General features: G+C 72.1%; 17 protein-coding genes. 9 read left to right on the top strand and 8 right to left on the bottom strand.

The genetic code is table 11. From position 1 onward, the window contains the following. Positions 1–4 precede the first annotated feature (4 nt). From hisG to D3218_RS13960, 4 genes are all read right to left on the bottom strand, one after another. Positions 5–697 (bottom strand): ATP phosphoribosyltransferase, encoded by a 693-nt coding sequence (gene hisG, locus D3218_RS13975; protein ID WP_119540710.1) that lies wholly within the window; start codon positions 695–697, stop codon positions 5–7. Next, a complete protein-coding gene (locus D3218_RS13970) occupies positions 694–1,851 on the bottom strand; it encodes an ATP phosphoribosyltransferase regulatory subunit (protein WP_119540709.1) in 1,158 nt (385 codons plus the stop codon). The genes hisG and D3218_RS13970 overlap by 4 nt, the downstream gene beginning before the upstream one ends. Further along, a complete protein-coding gene (gene hisS / locus D3218_RS13965) occupies positions 1,848–3,365 on the bottom strand; it encodes a histidine--tRNA ligase (RefSeq protein WP_119540708.1) in 1,518 nt (505 codons plus the stop codon). Before hisS ends, D3218_RS13970 begins: the two co-directional genes overlap by 4 nt. 113 nt (positions 3,366–3,478) lie before the next feature. Beyond that, positions 3,479–4,126: a DNA-3-methyladenine glycosylase I gene (locus D3218_RS13960; protein ID WP_119540707.1), complete on the bottom strand. Its 648-nt coding sequence runs from the start codon at positions 4,124–4,126 to the stop codon at positions 3,479–3,481. Positions 4,127–4,280: 154 nt separating this feature from the next. Here D3218_RS13960 and D3218_RS13955 point away from each other — a divergent pair, with 154 nt between their 5' ends. From D3218_RS13955 to D3218_RS13920, 9 genes are all read left to right on the top strand, one after another. After that, a complete protein-coding gene (locus D3218_RS13955) occupies positions 4,281–4,997 on the top strand; it encodes a DUF2927 domain-containing protein (RefSeq protein ID WP_168990528.1) in 717 nt (238 codons plus the stop codon). Between the two features lie 18 nt (positions 4,998–5,015). Next, the gene (locus D3218_RS13950) at positions 5,016–6,905 is read left to right on the top strand and encodes a polysaccharide deacetylase family protein (RefSeq protein ID WP_119540705.1); all 1,890 of its coding nucleotides are present in this window, start codon (positions 5,016–5,018) and stop codon (positions 6,903–6,905) included. 189 nt (positions 6,906–7,094) lie between these two features. Further along, positions 7,095–7,241 (top strand): hypothetical protein, encoded by a 147-nt coding sequence (locus D3218_RS19800; protein ID WP_168990527.1) that lies wholly within the window; start codon positions 7,095–7,097, stop codon positions 7,239–7,241. 206 nt (positions 7,242–7,447) lie between these two features. Continuing rightward, the gene (locus D3218_RS13945; RefSeq protein ID WP_119540704.1) at positions 7,448–9,109 is read left to right on the top strand and encodes a benzoate-CoA ligase family protein; all 1,662 of its coding nucleotides are present in this window, start codon (positions 7,448–7,450) and stop codon (positions 9,107–9,109) included. Between the two features lie 56 nt (positions 9,110–9,165). Next, positions 9,166–10,302, top strand: coding sequence for an ABC transporter substrate-binding protein (locus tag D3218_RS13940; protein ID WP_119540703.1), 1,137 nt, complete (start codon positions 9,166–9,168; stop codon positions 10,300–10,302). A 13-nt stretch (positions 10,303–10,315) separates the two neighbouring features. Then, the gene (locus tag D3218_RS13935) at positions 10,316–11,236 is read left to right on the top strand and encodes a branched-chain amino acid ABC transporter permease (protein WP_119540702.1); all 921 of its coding nucleotides are present in this window, start codon (positions 10,316–10,318) and stop codon (positions 11,234–11,236) included. Beyond that, positions 11,229–12,224: a branched-chain amino acid ABC transporter permease gene (locus D3218_RS13930; protein ID WP_119540701.1), complete on the top strand. Its 996-nt coding sequence runs from the start codon at positions 11,229–11,231 to the stop codon at positions 12,222–12,224. The genes D3218_RS13935 and D3218_RS13930 overlap by 8 nt, the downstream gene beginning before the upstream one ends. Further along, entirely contained in the window at positions 12,217–12,969 is a 753-nt protein-coding gene (locus D3218_RS13925; protein WP_119540700.1) for an ABC transporter ATP-binding protein, read from the top strand. The genes D3218_RS13930 and D3218_RS13925 overlap by 8 nt, the downstream gene beginning before the upstream one ends. Next, positions 12,966–13,655, top strand: a complete 690-nt coding sequence (locus D3218_RS13920) for an ABC transporter ATP-binding protein (protein ID WP_119540699.1) — start codon at positions 12,966–12,968, stop codon at positions 13,653–13,655. The genes D3218_RS13925 and D3218_RS13920 overlap by 4 nt, the downstream gene beginning before the upstream one ends. Positions 13,656–13,682: 27 nt before the next feature. Here D3218_RS13920 and D3218_RS13915 read toward each other — a convergent pair whose 3' ends face one another. Genes D3218_RS13915 through D3218_RS13900 form a run of 4 tightly spaced genes read right to left on the bottom strand, consistent with a single transcriptional unit; the run spans position 13,683 to position 16,439 of the window. Further along, positions 13,683–14,048, bottom strand: a complete 366-nt coding sequence (locus D3218_RS13915; protein ID WP_119540698.1) for a cupin domain-containing protein — start codon at positions 14,046–14,048, stop codon at positions 13,683–13,685. A 5-nt stretch (positions 14,049–14,053) separates the two neighbouring features. Further along, positions 14,054–14,812 (bottom strand): 2-dehydro-3-deoxy-D-gluconate 5-dehydrogenase KduD, encoded by a 759-nt coding sequence (kduD, locus tag D3218_RS13910; protein ID WP_119540697.1) that lies wholly within the window; start codon positions 14,810–14,812, stop codon positions 14,054–14,056. Further along, positions 14,812–15,648 carry a 5-dehydro-4-deoxy-D-glucuronate isomerase gene (kduI, locus tag D3218_RS13905; protein WP_119540696.1) on the bottom strand — a complete coding sequence of 279 codons (837 nt, stop codon included), beginning with the start codon at positions 15,646–15,648 and terminating at the stop codon, positions 14,812–14,814. Before kduI ends, kduD begins: the two co-directional genes overlap by 1 nt. Then, positions 15,645–16,439 carry a FadR/GntR family transcriptional regulator gene (locus D3218_RS13900; RefSeq protein WP_245415047.1) on the bottom strand — a complete coding sequence of 265 codons (795 nt, stop codon included), beginning with the start codon at positions 16,437–16,439 and terminating at the stop codon, positions 15,645–15,647. Before D3218_RS13900 ends, kduI begins: the two co-directional genes overlap by 4 nt. Positions 16,440–16,451: the final 12 nt, after the last annotated feature.

Below are 16,451 nucleotides of genomic sequence, written 5' to 3'. Positions count from 1 at the left end.
CGTTTCAGGACGGCGTCTCGAAGCGCGCGAGCAGCCGCTGCGCCAGGGCCTCGTCGGCGCGCGGGCGGTGAGCCAGCGCGAGGCACGCCTCCGAGCGCAGGATCACCCCGTCGCGGAGCACGCGCAGCCGGTTGGCGGTCAGCGTCGAGCCGGTGGAGGTGATGTCCACGATGATGTCGGCCGAGCCGGCCGCCGGCGCGCCCTCGGTGGCGCCGAGGCTCTCCACGATGCGGTAGCTCTGGATGCCGTGGCTCCTGGTGAAGAACCCTTGCGTCAGGCGCCAGTACTTGGTGGCGATGCGCAGGCGCCGCCCGTGGCGGGCGCGGAAGGCGGCGGCCACGTCGCCGAGATCCTCCATGGTCTCGACGTCGATCCAGCTGTCGGGCACGGCCACCACCACGTCGGCGTGGCCGAAGCCGAGGCGCGAGACGATGCGACCGCGCCGGTCGAAGTCGGGCATGGTCTCGCGCAGGAGATCCTCGCCGGTGACGCCGAGGTCGATCGCCCCGTCGCGCAGCTCGCGCGCGATCTCGGAGGCCGACAGGAGCAGGACCTCCAGCCCGTCCGCCCCCTCCACCCGCGTGCGGTAGGAGCGCGCGTCGGCGCTCGGGTGGACGGTGATGCCGGCACGGGCCAGGGCGTCGACGCACTGGTCCTTGAGGCGGCCCTTGGAGGGGATGGCGAGGGTCAGCGTCACGGCTTGGGCTCCAGGGCGGCCGCGATCCGATCGAGCCAGAGCGAGAAGCCGACCGCGGGGATCGGCTCGGGCGCGCCGAGATAGGACACGAGCCGGTCGTAGCGCCCGCCCGCCACCAGCGGCTCGCCCGTCGCCGCGCCGATCTCGAACACGAGGCCGGTATAGTAGTCGATCGGGCGGCCGAAGGCGGCGCGGTAGCGGAACGGGGCGAGGTCGACGCCCGACGCCAGGAGGGCCGCGTTGCGGGCGCGCAGCAGCGCCAGCGCGGCGCCGAACTCGACGCCCGAGCTCGCCTCCAGCGCCTCCAGCCGGGCCGGCGCCTCGGCGAGCGGGCAGTCCAGCGCCAGGAACGCGCCCAGACGGTCCAGATAGGCCGAGCGCAGGCGCGTGCTGGCGAGCGCCATCTTCTCGATCAGCCGTTCGGCGATCTCATCCGGGCTGCGACCGCGGTTGGGAGGCAGGCCGCCCTCCTCCATCATGGTCCGCACATGGTCCGACAGCGGCGCCACCGCGCCGTCGCGCACCAGCGCGCGCACCGTGGGATCGAGGTCCAGCGGATCGCTCGTCGCCTCGCGCGACAGGGCGGCGAGCGCCCCCCGGAGCAGGTCGTCGCGCCCGAAGCAGCGAACGAGGCGGCGCTGCCAGCCGGCCGGCAGGTCGAGCGCGGTGAGAAAGGCCTCGAACAGCGCCTGGTCGCCGACCACGACCTCCACCGGCGCCTCGAACCCGCAGGCCCGCAGGGCGGCCAGCGCCTCGGCCAGGGCCCTCGCGTCGGCCGCGGCGCGGTCGGTCTCGCCGAGGTTCTCGATGCCGGCCTGGCGGAACTCGGCCGCCTCGTCCCGGCGCTGGCGGAACACCGGACCGTTGTAGGCGTAGCGGCGCGGCAGGCCGGCGGCGCCCTCGATATGGGCGAGGCATACGGGGATCGTGAAGTCGGGGCGCAGGCACAGCGTCTCGCCGCCCTCGCCGCGCGTCAGGAAGATGCGCCGGCGCAGGTCCTCGCCCGCCGTGTCGAGATAGGGCTCGGCGCGCTGGAGGAGCGGCGTCTCCACCAGCACCGCACCGAGCCGGGCGAACAGCGCCGAGAGGCCCGAATCGAAGGGCGCGGGCCCGCCGCCCGGACGCGCCGCGCCGGAACCGGAAAGAAGGCTCATCCCTCAGCCCGCCGCGCCGGTGCGCCGGTGCGCCGGAGGATGGCCTCCACGGCGGCCACGAGGTCCGCCTCGTCCACCAGCTCCTGCCCGGCGCGCATCTCGCGCCATTCGGCATTGTCGCGGGCATCGGCGGAAAGCTCCTTGCCGAGCGCGAGATCCTTGACCTGCACCTTGCCGGCCGCCTTCTCGTCGCCGCCCTGGATGACGACCACGGGGGCGCCGCGCCGGTTGGCGTACTGGAGCTGCTTGCCGAACTGCTTCGGGTTGCCCTGGAACACCTCCACCGGCACCGGGGGCCTGCCCGGCCCGTTCAGCGCGGCGCGCAGCTTCGTCGCCATCGCCTGGTAGTCGGCCATCCGGTCGCGGTCCATCACGGTCACGACGACCGGGCCCGACCGCGCGCCGCCCTCCAGCCGACCGAGGTTCTTGAGCGCGCTCTGGAGGCGCGAGACGCCGATCGAGAAGCCGGTGGCGGGCACCGGCGTGGCGAGGAAGCGCGAGACGAGCCCGTCGTAGCGCCCGCCGCCGCCGACCGAGCCGAACTGCACCTTCTGGCCCTTCTCGTTGACCACGTCGAACAGGAGCTCGGCCTCGAACACGGGGCCGGTGTAGTATTCGAGGCCGCGCACCACGGACGGGTCGATGCGGATGCGGTCGGCCTCGTAGCCGGCGGTGCGCGCGAAGCGCTCGATCTGCGACAGTTCTTCGAGGCCCGCGTCGACCCCGGCATGGCCGCCGAAGGCCGCGCCGACGCCCGCGAGCCCGTCCGCGTCGAAGATCCGCAGGACGCGCGCGATCACGTCGTCGGCGAGTTCGGCGCCCTTGGTGAAGTCGCCCTTGCCGCCGCTCTCGTCGAGCCGGCCCGCGCCGAGCAGGAGGCGCACCCCGTCCGCGCCGAACTTGTCGAACTTGTCGAGCGCGCGCAGCACCGTGAGGCGCCGGCCCTGGTCGCCCTCGAGGCCGATCGCGTCGAGGATGCCGTCCAGCACCTTCCGGTTGTTGACCCGGATCACGTACTGCCCGCGCGCGATGCCGAGCGCCTCCATCGTGTCCGCCATCATCATCGCCATCTCGGCGTCGGCCGAGACGTTGGGCGCGCCCACGATGTCGGCGTCGAACTGCATGAACTGGCGGAAGCGGCCGGGTCCCGGCTTCTCGTTGCGGAACACGTAGCCAGCGCGATAGGAGCGATAGGGCTTGGGCAGGTCCTCGAAGTTCTCGGCCACGTGCCGCGCCAGCGGCGCGGTCAGGTCGTAGCGGAGCGACAGCCATTCCTCGTCGTCGTCCTGGAGCGAGAACACGCCCTCGTTGGGCCGGTCCGAGTCGGGCAGGAACTTGCCGAGCGCGTCGGTGTATTCGAAGAAGGGCGTCTCCACCGGCTCGAAGCCCCAGGTCTCGTAGACGTGGCGGATCGTCGCCAGCATGCGGTCCTGGGCGTAGAGGTCGGCGGCGCTGCGATCCACGAAGCCGCGCGGCTGGCGGGCCTTGACGCGGGCGGGCTTCTTCGGGGCCATGGGTGTTCCAGACGTGGCGAGGCGGGGCCGGCGGCGGACCCTCGCGGGGAAACGGACGTGAATTGCACGCCTCCTAGCCCATCCCCGCCCCGAGCGGCAAGGTTTGCCGCCCCTCAGCGCGGCCGGACGAAGCCCGCGCGGGCCCGCTCGCAGGCGCCCCGCGCGCAGCAGCCCTCCATGTGGTCGTTCACGAAGCCCATGGACTGGAGGAAGGCATAGGCCGTGGTCGGCCCGAAGAAGGTGAAGCCCCGGCCCTTGAGCGCCTTGGCGAGCCGCTCGGAGGCGGGCGTGCGCGGGTGGGCGCGCAGCCAGTCCGGCGTCATCCGCGCCGGCCGCTCCTCCGCCGGCGGCTCGAAGCGCCACAGGAACGCGGCGAGCGAAGCGCCGGTGTCGTCGCGCAGGCGCCGGGCCGCGCGGGCGTTGTTGAGGGTCGAGGCGATCTTGGCGCGGTGACGCACCACGCCGGGGTCGAGAAGGATGCTCTCGACGTCGGCCTCGCCCATCTCGGCCACCGCCTCGATGCGGAAGCCGGCGAAGCGGTGCCGGAAGCTCTCGCGCTTGCGCAGGATCGTGATCCACGACAGGCCCGACTGGAAGCCCTCCAGGCAGATCTTCTCGAACAGTCGGTCGTCGTCCGCCGAGGGGCGGCCCCATTCCGCGTCGTGATAGGCGACGTAGTCCGCCCCCGTTCCGGCCCAGGCGCAGCGCGCCGCCCCGTCCGCTCCGGCGAGCAGCCCGTCGATTCCCGCGTCCGCGCCCATCCCGGCCTCCTTCACACTTCCACGAGGCGACGTTTTTGCCGTGGACTGTCGCCGCCCTCCGCTTGCGCGCCGGGCACCCTGTCCGCCAACTGCGGGCACGGGACGCGGGGCGGGCATGCGGGCGATGGTTTGGGGCAAACGCGACGCGGGGGCAATGGGGGGCAGGCGCGGCCGGCTCGTCCTGCTGGCGGCCGCGCTTCTCCTCGCCGGACCGGCCGCGGCCCAGCGCCTCCCTTCCGACGCGGCGCTGATCGACGGGTTCGAGAGGGTCGTGTTCGGCGCCGAGTTCACCGGCGCGCTCAGCGATTCGACCTACCTGAAGCGGTTCGCCGGCCCGGTGCGCTTCCGGATCGAGAACCCCGCCGCGATCGACCGAGGGCCGCCGGTGCGCGCCTTCCTGCGCCAGATCCGGCGGCAGATCGGCGGGCTGGACGCGGCCGAGGCGCGCGCCGGCGAGGCGGCGAACTTCGTGATCCACGTGGTGGACCGGCGCGACTACCAGCGCACCGGGCGCGAGGTCTATCGCAACCCGTTCATGCGCGTGCCCGGCAACTGCGTGGTGCGCGCCAGCTACGGGCGCGCCGGCATCACGCGCTCGGACGCGATCATCGTCTCGGACGAGGGCGACACCCTGTTCCGCCGCTGCCTGATCGAGGAGGTGCTCCAGGGGCTCGGGCCGCTGAACGACAATGCGGACGCGCCCGACAGCGTGTTCAACGACACCTCGAAGCTGGTCAACTTCACGCCCTACGACCGTGTTCTGATGAACATGCTCTACGACGCGCGGCTGCGGCCGGGCATGAGCCAGGCCGAGGCCGCGCCGCTGCTGCCGGCGGTGCTGCGCGACGCGCGGCGTCGGGCGCGAGGCTAGCGCTCAACGCCGCCCGGCATGGCGGGGATCGGCGGCGAACCGAGGGAGAGCGACCTGGACACCACGCGGCGACGCCTTCTCCTCAGCCTCGGCGCGGCCGCCGGAGCGATCGTCGCGGCCGGGACCGCCGGCGCAGGACGCCGCGCCGCGCCGGACGAGCGCGCCGCGCTCCGCCTCGGCCTGGTGACCGCCACGGCGGACGGCTCGGTGGGACAGACCTACTCCGGTCCGGCCTGGACGGGCATCCAGTGGTATCGCGAGACGCTGGCGAGCCCGAAGGCGCGCACCGCGATCGCGGGCGCCCATGCCAGGACCCATGTCGCCACCGCCGCCGACAACGGCTTCCGCCTCGTGATGGCGGGCATGGACGCCGGCGCACCGCGGCGCGCTCCGGCCTATGGGGTGGTGCTCGCCGCGCCGATCGTGTTGTGGGACTTCGACGCGCTCGCGGACCCGTCCGAGGCGACCGCGGCCAACCTCGCGCTGACGAGGGACCCGGCCGGCACCGTGCGGGGTGTCGGCTCGGTGGTGGCGACGGGGCGGGGCTCGGGCAGCCGGCTGGTGGGCCGGCTGGGCCCCTTGAGCGAGATCGCCGGGGTGGGCGACCTTGCCGGGCTCGGTACCCTCGCCTGGCTCAAGCAGGAACTGAACCCCTACGCCTCGGCGTCGCTCGACGGCTCGATCCGCCTGGACCAGACCGCCGGGCGACCGAGCAGCCGCGGGGGGATGCAGGGTGCCCGGATCGCGAACGCGCACAAGGGCAGGATCTGGAACAGCGTCCGGCCGGATCAGCTCTCCTCCCTTCGAGACAAGGATCCCGCCAAGCCCTGGGCGGTGTCGTTCGACCGCTCCTCCGCCTCGAACGCGCCGCATGCCCAGCGCACACGCTACGGCGCGCTGTTGGCCAAGGCCGGCTGCCGCCCCGCCCTGATCCTCGGCTTCGACGACGCGATCCGCACCCAGCGCATGGCCGCGGTGCCGGAGCTCGTCGCGCGCGGCCTCCTCGCGACGTTCTACCTGCCCACGGCGCTCGTCGAAGACAGCAACGGCACGGGACGCCTGACCTGGGCGGACGTCCGGTATCTCGCCGGGCTCGGCATGGACCTGCAGCTCGACGGCACCGCCGACGACACGGCGATGACGTCGCGGCCGGACCCGGCGGCGGCGCTCGCCGAGCTGCGGTCGATGCGCGATCTCGTCATGGCGCGCGTGCCGGGCAGCGACCCGCGCCATTTCTGCTACCCGAACGGCTTCACCGACAGCCTGCTGGCGGCGAAGAACGCCCACGACCATCGCGCCTATGCGGGCGCGGCCACCGGTGCCGCCGGCTCGGCGGTGCTCGCCGGGCTGGCGCGCACGTCCACCCTGTCGGCGGGCATGGCGGTGTCGGGCTTCGGCGTTCCCGCCGGCACCCGGATCGCCTCGGTGGACGGCGCGGCCGAGGTGACGCTGACCCGTGCCCTGACGGCCGACACGGCGTCGATCGCCGTCTGGGACGACCGCTCGCCCTTCTTCCTGGACAAGCTCCAGGACGCCTTGCGTTCGGACGGGACGTTCCGAACCGGGCGCACCACGGGTTTCGACACGTTCCACTCGCGCTTCGGCATCGCCGACCGCGCCTTTCTGCTGCCCGCCTATTCGATGTCGAACGGCTCGACGGGGAGCGACGACGACGCGCAGCTCGCCGCCCGCATCCTCGCCCGCATCGACCACGCCGTCGCCCGCCGGGAGAATATCGAGTTCTACGTCCACGGCGTCCAGGCGCAGGCGACGTTCATCACCACGCCGCTGGCGACCTGGATCGCGGTGCTCGACGGCATCGCGGCGCGGCGGGACGCCGGCGTGCTCGACGTCCTTACCAAGGCGCAGTGGTGGGCCCGCGACGGCTCGGCGAGCTGCCCGGTCTGACGCGTTCGGCCGCCGTGATCGAGGGGTCAGGGTGCGACTGTGCGCGCAAGTTGCATATCCACCCTTGAATTCACTTGTGAGTTATGTGTGGATTTGACGCTCGGGTGCTCGACATGGTGCCGCGCAAGGCACAGCCTGTCGGACGCATCGTATTGGGAGGCACGGATGCGCAACTCAAGGAAGAAGGGCATGGAACGCCGATTGATCCGCCGTATCGTCCAGGCCCAGCGCGAGGCCATGACGCTGCGGCTGGAGCCGGTGATGGCTTGCCTCGACATCGCATTGATCGCAAGCGAGCGGGCCGCCGCGGACCGGACACCCGATCCCACCTCCTGACATGCCGTCGCCGTTTCTAGACCAGGCCGCCCTTCGGGGCGGCCTTTTTCTATGCCGAACCCCCACGAGCGGGCGCCGATGCGCCGCCGATCGAATATACTATAGGCCTAAAATAATATGCTTGAAGACCGGGCAGGAGGGTGCCATGCTCACGATATGGACGCTCCCTGGCCGGGAGCCTGGATCGGGAGCATGGAGCGATGAGCATGCTGGGACCGAGCGGTCACTCCGACACCTTCGCGCGGGACAACCTTCCCGACCCCGCCGACTGGCCCGTGATGCGCGCCGGCTCCCACCGCTACCCGGACTGGCTGAACGCCGCCGTGGAACTCACCGACCGGATGGTGGAGCGCGGCTTCGGCGAGCGCCCCGCGCTGATCGGCAACGGCCGCACGCGGACCTATCGCGAGCTCGCCGACTGGACCAACCGTCTCGCCCACGCGCTGGTGGACGACCTCGGCGTGCGGCCGGGCAACCGCGTCCTGATCCGTTCGGGCAACAACCCGGCCATGGTCGCGGCCTGGCTCGCGGTCACCAAGGTCGGCGCCGTGGCCGTCAACACGATGCCGATGCTGCGGGCGGGCGAACTCGCCAAGATCGTGGACAAGGCCGAGATCGCCTTCGCGCTGTGCGACGCGCGGCTGCTCGGCGAGATCGAGGCGGTGGCGGCCGAGAGCCGGTTCCTCGCCCGCGTCGTCGCCTTCGACGGGACCGCCGCGCACGACGCGGAGCTGGACCGCCTGGCGGTCGGCAAGTCCTGCGACTTCGATCCGCCGCCGGTCGGGCGCGACGACGTCGCCCTCCTCGGCTTCACGTCGGGCTCGACCGGCGTGCCCAAGGCGACCATGCACTTCCACCGCGACCTCCTGATCGTCGCGGACGCCTATGCGAGGGAGGTGCTGGACGTGCGGCCGGCGGACGTCTTCGCCGGCTCGCCGCCGCTGGCCTTCACCTTCGGCCTCGGCGGTCTGGCGATCTTCCCGCTGCGCTTCGGCGCGGCGGCCGTGCTGGTCGAGGACGCCTCGCCGCCCCGTCTGGTGGAGGTCATCCGCGAGCGCGGCGTCACCGTCTGCTTCACCGCGCCGACCGCCTACCGCGCGATGCTGGCCGCCTCGCGGGACCCGTCCGACTTCGCCTCGCTGCGCGTCGCCGTGTCGGCGGGCGAGACGCTGCCGGCGCCGATCTTCGAGGAATGGACGGCGCGCACGGGCCGCCCCATCCTGGACGGGATCGGCGGCACGGAGATGCTGCACATCTTCATCTCCAACCGGCTCGGCGACGCACGAGCCGGCTCCACCGGCCGGCCGCTCGCCGGCTACGAGGCGCGGATCGTCGACGAGGCGATGCGCGAGGTGCCGCGCGGCACGGTCGGCCGGCTCGCCGTGCGCGGCCCGCTCGGCTGCCGCTACCTCGCCGACGCGCGCCAGCGCGACTTCGTGCGCGACGGCTGGAACCTCACCGGCGACGCCTTCGTCCAGGACGCGGACGGCCGCTTCCGTTTCTGCGCGAGAACCGACGACATGATCGTCTCGGCCGGCTACAACATCGCGGGCCCCGAGGTGGAGGCGGCGCTTCTGAAGCATCCGGCCGTGCGCGAATGCGCGGTGATCGGCCAGGACGACGCGGAGCGCGGCTGCATCGTCGAGGCGCATGTGGTGCTCGGCGACGGGATGGCGGGGGACGAGGCGATGGCGAAGCGTCTGCAGGATCACGTGAAGGCGACCATCGCCCCCTACAAGTATCCCCGCTCCGTGGTGTTCCTGGACGCCCTTCCCAAGACCGAATCGGGCAAGGTGCAGCGTTTCCGGCTACGCCGTCCCGCCTTCCCCGTCGCGGAAGCCGCGACGGTGCCCGCCAGCCCTTCCTGACCCGCCCTTCCCCGTTCCCGCCGCCCGGCGCTCGCGACAGACCAGAGGACGAACCGATGAAGACGAAGACCGCAGCCCTGACGGCTCTGGCCCTCCTGACCGGCCTCGGCGCCGCGTCCGCCGAGCCGCTGAAGATCGGCATGATCACCACCCTTTCCGGCCCCGGCGCCGGGCTCGGCATCGACACGCGCGACGGCTTCATGCTGGCGGTCAAGCAGTCGGGCGCGAGCGACGTCGAGGTGCTGGTGGAGGACGACGGCCAGAAGCCCGAGCTCGCGGTCCAGATCGCCGACAAGATGATCCAGAGCGAGGATGTCGGCGTGCTCACCGGCATCGTCTTCTCCAACATCCTGATGGCGGTGGCGCCGTCCGTCACCGCGCAGGACAAGTTCTACGTCTCGACCAACGCGGCCCCCGCCGCGCTCGCCGGCAAGGGCTGCAACCCGCTCTACTTCAACGCCGCCTACCAGAACGACAATCTTCACGAGGCGATGGGCGAGTACGCCAACCGCGACCACAAGAAGATGTTCATCATGGCGCCCAACTACCCGGCGGGTAAGGACTCGCTGACCGGCTTCAAGCGCTACTACAAGGGCGAGATCGCGGGCGAGATATACACCCAGGTCGGCCAGACCGACTATGCCGCCGAGATCGCCCAGATCCGCGCCTCGGGCGCCGACGGGGCCTTCGTGTTCCTGCCCGGCGGCATGGGCATCGCCTTCATGAAGCAGTACGCCCAGTCCGGCTCCGACGTGCCGCTGATGGGCCCGGGCTTCTCGTTCAGCCAGGACGTGCTGGGCGCCATCGGCCAGGCGGCCCTCGGCGTGAAGAATTCCGGCCAGTGGGCCAAGGACCTCGACAATCCGGCCAGCAAGCGGTTCCTGGAGGCGTTCCAGGCCGAGTACAAGCGCCTGCCCTCGATCTACGCGGTGCAGGCCTTCGACGCCGCGCAGCTCATCCTCTCCGCCCACAGGACGGCCGAGCCCTCCGACACGGAGGCCTTCCGCGCCGCGCTGCTCAAGGCCGACATCCAGTCGCCGCGCGGCAAGTTCGCCTTCAACACCAACCAGCACCCGATCCAGGACATCTACCTGACCGAGGTGGTGGACGAGAACGGCACGCTCACCAACCACATCGTGGAGAAGATCTTCGCCGATCACGGCGACGCCTACGCCGCCGAATGCCAGATGTGACGGGGCGGCTCGCTTGTCCGCCACGCTCCTGGCCGAGCAGGTCCTGAACGGGCTGCAGCTCGGCGTGATGCTCTTCCTGATGTCGGCCGGGCTGACGCTGATCTTCGGCGTCATGGGCCTCATCAACCTGGCGCACGGCTCCTTCTACATGGTGGGAGCCTTCGCCTGCGCCGCCGTGGCGGCGGCCACCGGGTCGTTCTGGCTGGGGCTTGCCGCGAGCCTCGCCGGCGCGGCGGCCGCCGGCACGCTGGTGGAGGCCGCCGTGATCCGCCGGCTCTACGCGCGCGACCATCTCGACCAGGTGCTCGCCACCTTCGCGCTGATCCTGGTCTTCTCCGAGGGCACGCGCTGGCTGTTCGGCTCGTTCCCGCTCTATCTCGACATTCCGCCGGTGCTCCAGGGCGCGGCGACCCTGCCGGGCGGGGTGCAGTACCCGGTCTATCGCCTCGCGGTGATCGGCCTCGGCGTCGCGGTGGCGCTCGGGCTCTATCTCCTGATCTCCCGCACGCGGCTCGGCATGCGCATCCGCGCCGGCGAGAACGACCGGGAGATGATCGCCGCGCTGGGCGTCGACATCGGCCGCCTCAACACGATCGTCTTCGCGCTCGGCGCCGCGCTGGCGGGCCTGGCGGGCGCCACCGTCGGCGCGCTCCAGTCGGTGCAGGTCGGCATGGGCGAACCGGTGCTGATCCTCGCCTTCGTGGTGATCGTCATCGGCGGGATCGGCTCGGTGCGCGGGGCGCTGCTCGGCGCGCTGCTGGTCGGCCTGGTGGACACGGCCGGCCGGTTCTTCCTGCCCCGCATCGCCGGCCTGTTCGTCCCGCCCGCCGAGGCCGGCCTCGTGGGCAGCGGCCTCGCCTCCATGCTGATCTACGTGGTGATGGCCGTGATCCTCGCCCTGCGTCCGAGAGGGCTCTTCGCGTCCCATGCCTGACCGTTCGCCCGCATCCGCGCGCGCGCTCCTCGCGAGCCTCGCGGTGATCGCCCTGCCGCTCGCCCTCGCCCTCTGGGCGAGCCTCGCCGGCGAGACCTTCTACCTCACGCTCGCCGCGCGCATCGCGATCCTCGGCCTCGCCGCCACGGGGCTCAATCTCGCGCTGGGGCTCGGCGGGCTGGTCTCGCTCGGCCATGCCGCCTTCTTCGGGATCGGCGGCTACATGGCCGGCATCGTCGCCTCGCACGCGATGGAGGGCGTCCCGCTCCTGCCCGGCGTGCCGGCCCTCGCCGAGATGGGCTACGTGTGGCTGCTGTCGCTCTCCGCCGCCGGGCTCTTCGCGCTGTTCGTCGGGGCGATCAGCCTGCGCACCAGCGGCGTCGCCTTCATCATGATCACGCTCGCCTTCGCGCAGATGGTCTACTACCTCGCCGTCGCCTGGCCCGGATACGGCGGCGAGGACGGGCTGCCGATCGCGGTGCGCAACGGCTTCCTCGGCCTGCGCACGATGCGACCCATGCCCTTCTTCCTGATCGCCTTCGGCGCGCTGGTGGCGGGCCTTGCGGCCTTCGCGCTGGTTAAGGCGTCGCGCTTCGGCGCGGCGCTCCAGGCGGCGCGCCAGAGCGGCGTGCGCCTCGCCTCGCTGGGCGTCGAGCCCCGGCGGGTCCAGCTCGTGGCATTCGTCCTGTCGGGGATGATGACGGCGCTGGCGGGGGCGCTCTACGCCGAGCTCAACCGCTTCGTCAGCCCCTCCATGATGTCCTGGCACATGTCGGGCGAGCTGATCGTGCTCGTGGTGCTGGGCGGCGTCGGCCGCCTGGCCGGTCCGCTGGCGGGCGCCGCGCTCTACGTCCTGCTCGAGCATGCGCTCGGCGGGCTCACCGAACGCTGGCAGTTCTTTCTCGGGCTCGCGCTTCTGGCCGTCGTCCTGGTCGGGCGCGGCGGGCTGATGAGCCTCCTGGCACCGAGGGGCGCCTCTCATGGCTGAGCCGATCCTGCGCATCGCGAACCTGCGCAAGAGCTTCGGCGCGCTCAAGGTCACCGACGACGTCAGCCTCGATCTGCGCCCCGGCGAGATCCATGCGCTGATCGGGCCGAACGGGGCGGGCAAGTCGACGCTGATCCACCAGATCTGCGGCTCGGTGGCGCCCGATACCGGCCGCGTCTTCTTCGACGGCGGCGACATCACCGGCCTGTCGCCGGCCGAGCGGGCTCGCGCCGGACTCGGCCGCACCTTCCAGGTCTCCACCGTGGTGCCCGAGTTCACGGCGCTCGCCCATGCCATGCTCGCCGTCCAGGCGCGCCAGGGCACCAGCTTCCGCTTCTTCCGGCCCGTCGCGCTCGACCGCTCGCTGCGCGAGCCGGCCCTCGCCGCGCTGGCGCGGGTCGGCCTGGAGGGGCGGGCGGGCGTTCCCGCCGCCGCGCTCTCGCACGGCGAGCGGCGACGGCTGGAGGTCGCGCTGGTGCTGGCGCTCGGCTCGCGCGCCCTGCTGATGGACGAGCCGATGGCGGGCATGGGGTCGGAGGGCTCGCGCGAGCTCACCGCCCTCCTGTCCGAGCTGCGGCGCGAGGCGCCGATCCTGATGGTGGAGCACGACATGGACGCCGTGTTCGCGCTGGCCGACCGGATCTCGGTGCTGGTGTACGGGCGTATCGTGGCGACCGGCACGCCGGACGAGATCCGCGGCGACCCGATCGTGCGGGAAGCCTATCTCGGGGAGGACGCGGCGTGACCCCGCTTCTGGACGTGCGCGACCTGTCGGCCTTCTACGGCGCGAGCCAGGCGCTGTTCGGCGTCGACCTCGCGGTGGGCGAGGGCGAGGTCGTGGCGCTGGCCGGGCGCAACGGCATGGGCAAGACCACGACCATACGCTCCGTGTGCGGCCTGGCGACGGCGCGCGCGAAAACCCTGCGCTTCGCCGGCCGGAGCATCGCCGGCACGCCGCCGCACCGCATCGCCCGGCTCGGCATCGGCCTCGTGCCGGAGGGACGGCGCTGCTTCCGCTCGCTCAGCGTGCGCGAGAACCTTCTGGTGGCGGCCCGCAAGGGGCCGTGGACGCTGGCCCGCGTCGAGGCGCTGTTTCCGCGCCTCGCCGAGCGGCGCGATCAGCCGGCCGGGCTCCTGTCGGGCGGCGAGCAGCAGATGGTGGCGATCGGCCGCGCCCTGATGACCAATCCGCGCCTTCTGGTGCTGGACGAGGCGACCGAGGGCCTCGCGCCGCTGATCCGCCAGGAGATCTGGGCGGCGATCCGGTCCCTCCGGGGCGAGGCGCTGTCGATCGTGGTGGTCGACAAGACCCTGTCGGAACTCCTGCCCGTGGCCGACCGCTGCGTGGTGCTGGCCAACGGGCGGAGCGTCTGGACCGGCGCGCCGGCCGCGCTCGACCGCAAGATGCAGGACCGCTGGCTCGGCGTGTGATCGCGGCCCGAGCGCCCCGCCCGCGGCTCAGTCCGCGCCGGACCCGTCCGCCGGGGGCAGGAAGTCGGCCCGGAACGGCGTGAACGTGTCCACGAGGCGCCCCTTCTCCAGGGCCTTCACCCCGTGCCGGAGCCCGGAGGGCACCACGAAGGCGTCGCCCGCCTCGAGGCGCTCGGTGCGTCCGTCGATCGTCACCTCGAACGCGCCCTCGGCGACGTAGCTCGACTGGACGTGCGGATGCTCGTGCAGCCAGCCGACGCCGCCGGCCTCGAAGCGGAACTCCACCATCATCAGCTCGGACGTCCAGCAGACGATGCGCCGCTCGTTGCCGTCGGGCGTCGCCTCCCACGCGCCGTCGCCGGCGCGCGCGAAGATGTCGGGTGCTGCGGTCATCGACGTCACCTCGCCAGCCAGCCGCCGTCGACCGGCAGGACCGTCCCGTGGACGTAGCGCGAGGCCTCGGCGAGCAGGAACACCGTGGCCGCGCCGATATCCTCGGCGACGCCCCACCGCCCGGCCGGGATGCGCTCGAGGATCGCGCGAGACCGGTCGGGGTCGGCGCGAAGCGCCACCGTGTTGTTGGTCTCGATGTAGCCCGGCGCGATGGCGTTGACGTTGATGCCACGCGCCGCCCATTCGTTGGCGAGGATCCTGGTGACGCCCGCGACGCCGTGCTTGGCGGCGGTGTAGGCCGGCACGCGGATGCCGCCCTGGAACGACAGGAGCGAGGCGATGTTGACGATCCGTCCCGGCCGCCCGGCGGACAGGCAGCTGCGCGCGAAGGCCTGCGACAGGAAGAAGACCGACTTGAGGTTGACGTCCATGACGGCGTCCCAGTCGGCTTCGGAGAAGTCGATCGAGTCCGCGCGCCGGATGATGCCGGCATTGTTGACGAGACCGTCGAGCGGAGCGTCCGCGGCGATCCTCTCCAGCGCCCCCGTGCCGGCCGCGATATCCGACAGGTCGACGAGGCAGGGCGTGAACGCGCCGCCGGCCGCCTCCACGCGCGCGGCCGTCTCGTCCATGGCGGATCGGCCGATGCCGACCACGGCGCCGCCGGCCTCGGCGACGGCGATGGCGATTCCCTGCCCGATGCCGGTGTTGGCGCCGGTCACCGCGATGCGCCGGCCCTGCAGGCTGAACGGGTCGGGGCTCATCAGCGCATGTCCTTGAGCGGCGCCGGGTCCATGTCGGTGTAGTCCACGTTGTCGCCGGCCATCGCCCAGACGAAGGAATAGGCCGAGGTGCCGCAGCCCGAATGGATCGACCAGGGGGGCGAGACGACCGCCTCCCCCTCGGCCATCACGATGTGGCGCGTCTGCGCCGGCTCGCCCATCAGGTGGAAGACGCGCGCCTCCTCGGCGAGTTCGAAATACAGGTAGGCCTCCATGCGCCGGTCGTGCACGTGGGCCGGCATCGTGTTCCAGACCGAGCCCTCGGCGAGCCGCGTGAGGCCCACCACGATCTGGCAGGTCTCGATCGTCGTCGTGTACTGGAAGATCGAGCGCTCGTTGGCGGTGGCACGCGATCCGAGATCGAGCCGCTTGGCGGCCGCGTGCGGGATCGGCCGCGTCGGCAGCGGCTTGTGGGCGGGCGCCGACAGGAGGTAGAACCGCGCCGGGTCCGCCGCGTCGAGCGAGCGCAGCGCGACCTCCTGACCCAGGCCCACATAGAGCATGTCGCGCGCCTCGAGCGCATGGGTCTCGGCGCCGACGCGCACCTGCCCGGTGCCGCCGCCCACATGGACCAGCACCAGCTCGCGCCGCTCCAGGAAGCTCGGCGTGCCGTTCGGCCGGATCGCCTCCAGCGCGAGCTCCTCGGCGGTCGGCACCGCGCCGCCGACGATCATCCGGTCGTAGTGCGTGTAGCACAGGCGGATGCGGCCCGGATGGAACAGGTCCTGGATCAGGAAGTGGCGCCGCAGTTCCTCGGTGTCCATGGCGGCGGCGGCGGCGGGATGGACGGCGAAACGTGTCTCGTGGTCGATCGTCATGACGGTCCTGGTAAGGTATCGGAAGGAAGGCGGGCGTCGGTGGCGGCCGCGTAGGATTCCTGCTGGCAGGTCAGCCGGCGCCGGTAGCGCTGCTGGGCGGCGAAGAGGTGTCGGCGCATCGCGTCGCGCGCGCCCTGCGGATCGCGCGCCGAGATCGCCTGGAGCACGGCCAGGTGCTCGCGCTGCAGCCCCATCAGGTACTGGGGCGAGAGCACCTCCACCGAATACCAGGGCGAGGTGCGGTCGCAGGGAATGGTCCGGTCGCCCAGGGCGTCCAGGATGTCGACGTAGAACGGATTGTTGGTGGCGGCCGCGATCTCGCGGTGGAAGGCGAAGTCGGCCTTGCCGGTCTGCTCGCCGCGATGCAGCAGCCGGTCGAACTCGAAGAAGGCCTCCTGGATCCGCGCCTCCTGCGAGGGGTTGCGGCGTTCGGCGGCCAGGCCCGCGCTCTCGATCTCGATGCCCATGCGCACCTCCAGGACGTTGATCGCCTGGCTGATGCGATCGCCGACGTCGGCGGCGATCGAGGCGATCTTGCGCTGCGGGTTCATCCGCACGAAGACGCCGGCGCCGTGCCGGGGCTCCACCAGCCCGTCGGCCGAGAGGATCGCGACCGCCTCGCGCACCACCGTGCGGCTGACCCCGAAGAGCTCCGACATGCGCGTCTCGGTCGGCAGCTTCTCGCCGACGGGGAAGTCGCCCGCGATGATCTGCGCGCGCAGCGCCTGGACGACGGTCTCGGACAGCTTCGCCTTGCGTTCGATCCGCATCTCCCCGGACGTTTCGGACATCGAAAGAACCCC

The sequence above is a fragment of the Aureimonas flava genome, assembly GCF_003583935.1.
Classification (GTDB): domain Bacteria; phylum Pseudomonadota; class Alphaproteobacteria; order Rhizobiales; family Rhizobiaceae; genus Aureimonas; species Aureimonas flava.
This window is presented reverse-complemented; position numbering and strand designations above follow the sequence as displayed.

Bases quoted from the DNA above. Each gene is read 5' to 3' on its own strand.
- D3218_RS13970 (WP_119540709.1), bottom strand. From the start codon at position 1,851: ATGAGCCTTCTTTCCGGTTCCGGCGCGGCGCGTCCGGGCGGCGGGCCC.
- hisS (WP_119540708.1), bottom strand. From the start codon at position 3,365: ATGGCCCCGAAGAAGCCCGCCCGCGTCAAGGCCCGCCAGCCGCGCGGC.
- D3218_RS13960 (WP_119540707.1), bottom strand. From the start codon at position 4,126: ATGGGCGCGGACGCGGGAATCGACGGGCTGCTCGCCGGAGCGGACGGG.
- D3218_RS13955 (WP_168990528.1), top strand. From the start codon at position 4,281: ATGGGGGGCAGGCGCGGCCGGCTCGTCCTGCTGGCGGCCGCGCTTCTC.
- D3218_RS13950 (WP_119540705.1), top strand. From the start codon at position 5,016: ATGGCGGGGATCGGCGGCGAACCGAGGGAGAGCGACCTGGACACCACG.
- D3218_RS19800 (WP_168990527.1), top strand. From the start codon at position 7,095: ATGGAACGCCGATTGATCCGCCGTATCGTCCAGGCCCAGCGCGAGGCC.
- D3218_RS13945 (WP_119540704.1), top strand. From the start codon at position 7,448: ATGCTGGGACCGAGCGGTCACTCCGACACCTTCGCGCGGGACAACCTT.
- D3218_RS13940 (WP_119540703.1), top strand. From the start codon at position 9,166: ATGAAGACGAAGACCGCAGCCCTGACGGCTCTGGCCCTCCTGACCGGC.
- D3218_RS13930 (WP_119540701.1), top strand. From the start codon at position 11,229: ATGCCTGACCGTTCGCCCGCATCCGCGCGCGCGCTCCTCGCGAGCCTC.
- D3218_RS13925 (WP_119540700.1), top strand. From the start codon at position 12,217: ATGGCTGAGCCGATCCTGCGCATCGCGAACCTGCGCAAGAGCTTCGGC.
- D3218_RS13915 (WP_119540698.1), bottom strand. From the start codon at position 14,048: ATGACCGCAGCACCCGACATCTTCGCGCGCGCCGGCGACGGCGCGTGG.
- kduD (WP_119540697.1), bottom strand. From the start codon at position 14,812: ATGAGCCCCGACCCGTTCAGCCTGCAGGGCCGGCGCATCGCGGTGACC.
- kduI (WP_119540696.1), bottom strand. From the start codon at position 15,648: ATGACGATCGACCACGAGACACGTTTCGCCGTCCATCCCGCCGCCGCC.
- D3218_RS13900 (WP_245415047.1), bottom strand. From the start codon at position 16,439: ATGTCCGAAACGTCCGGGGAGATGCGGATCGAACGCAAGGCGAAGCTG.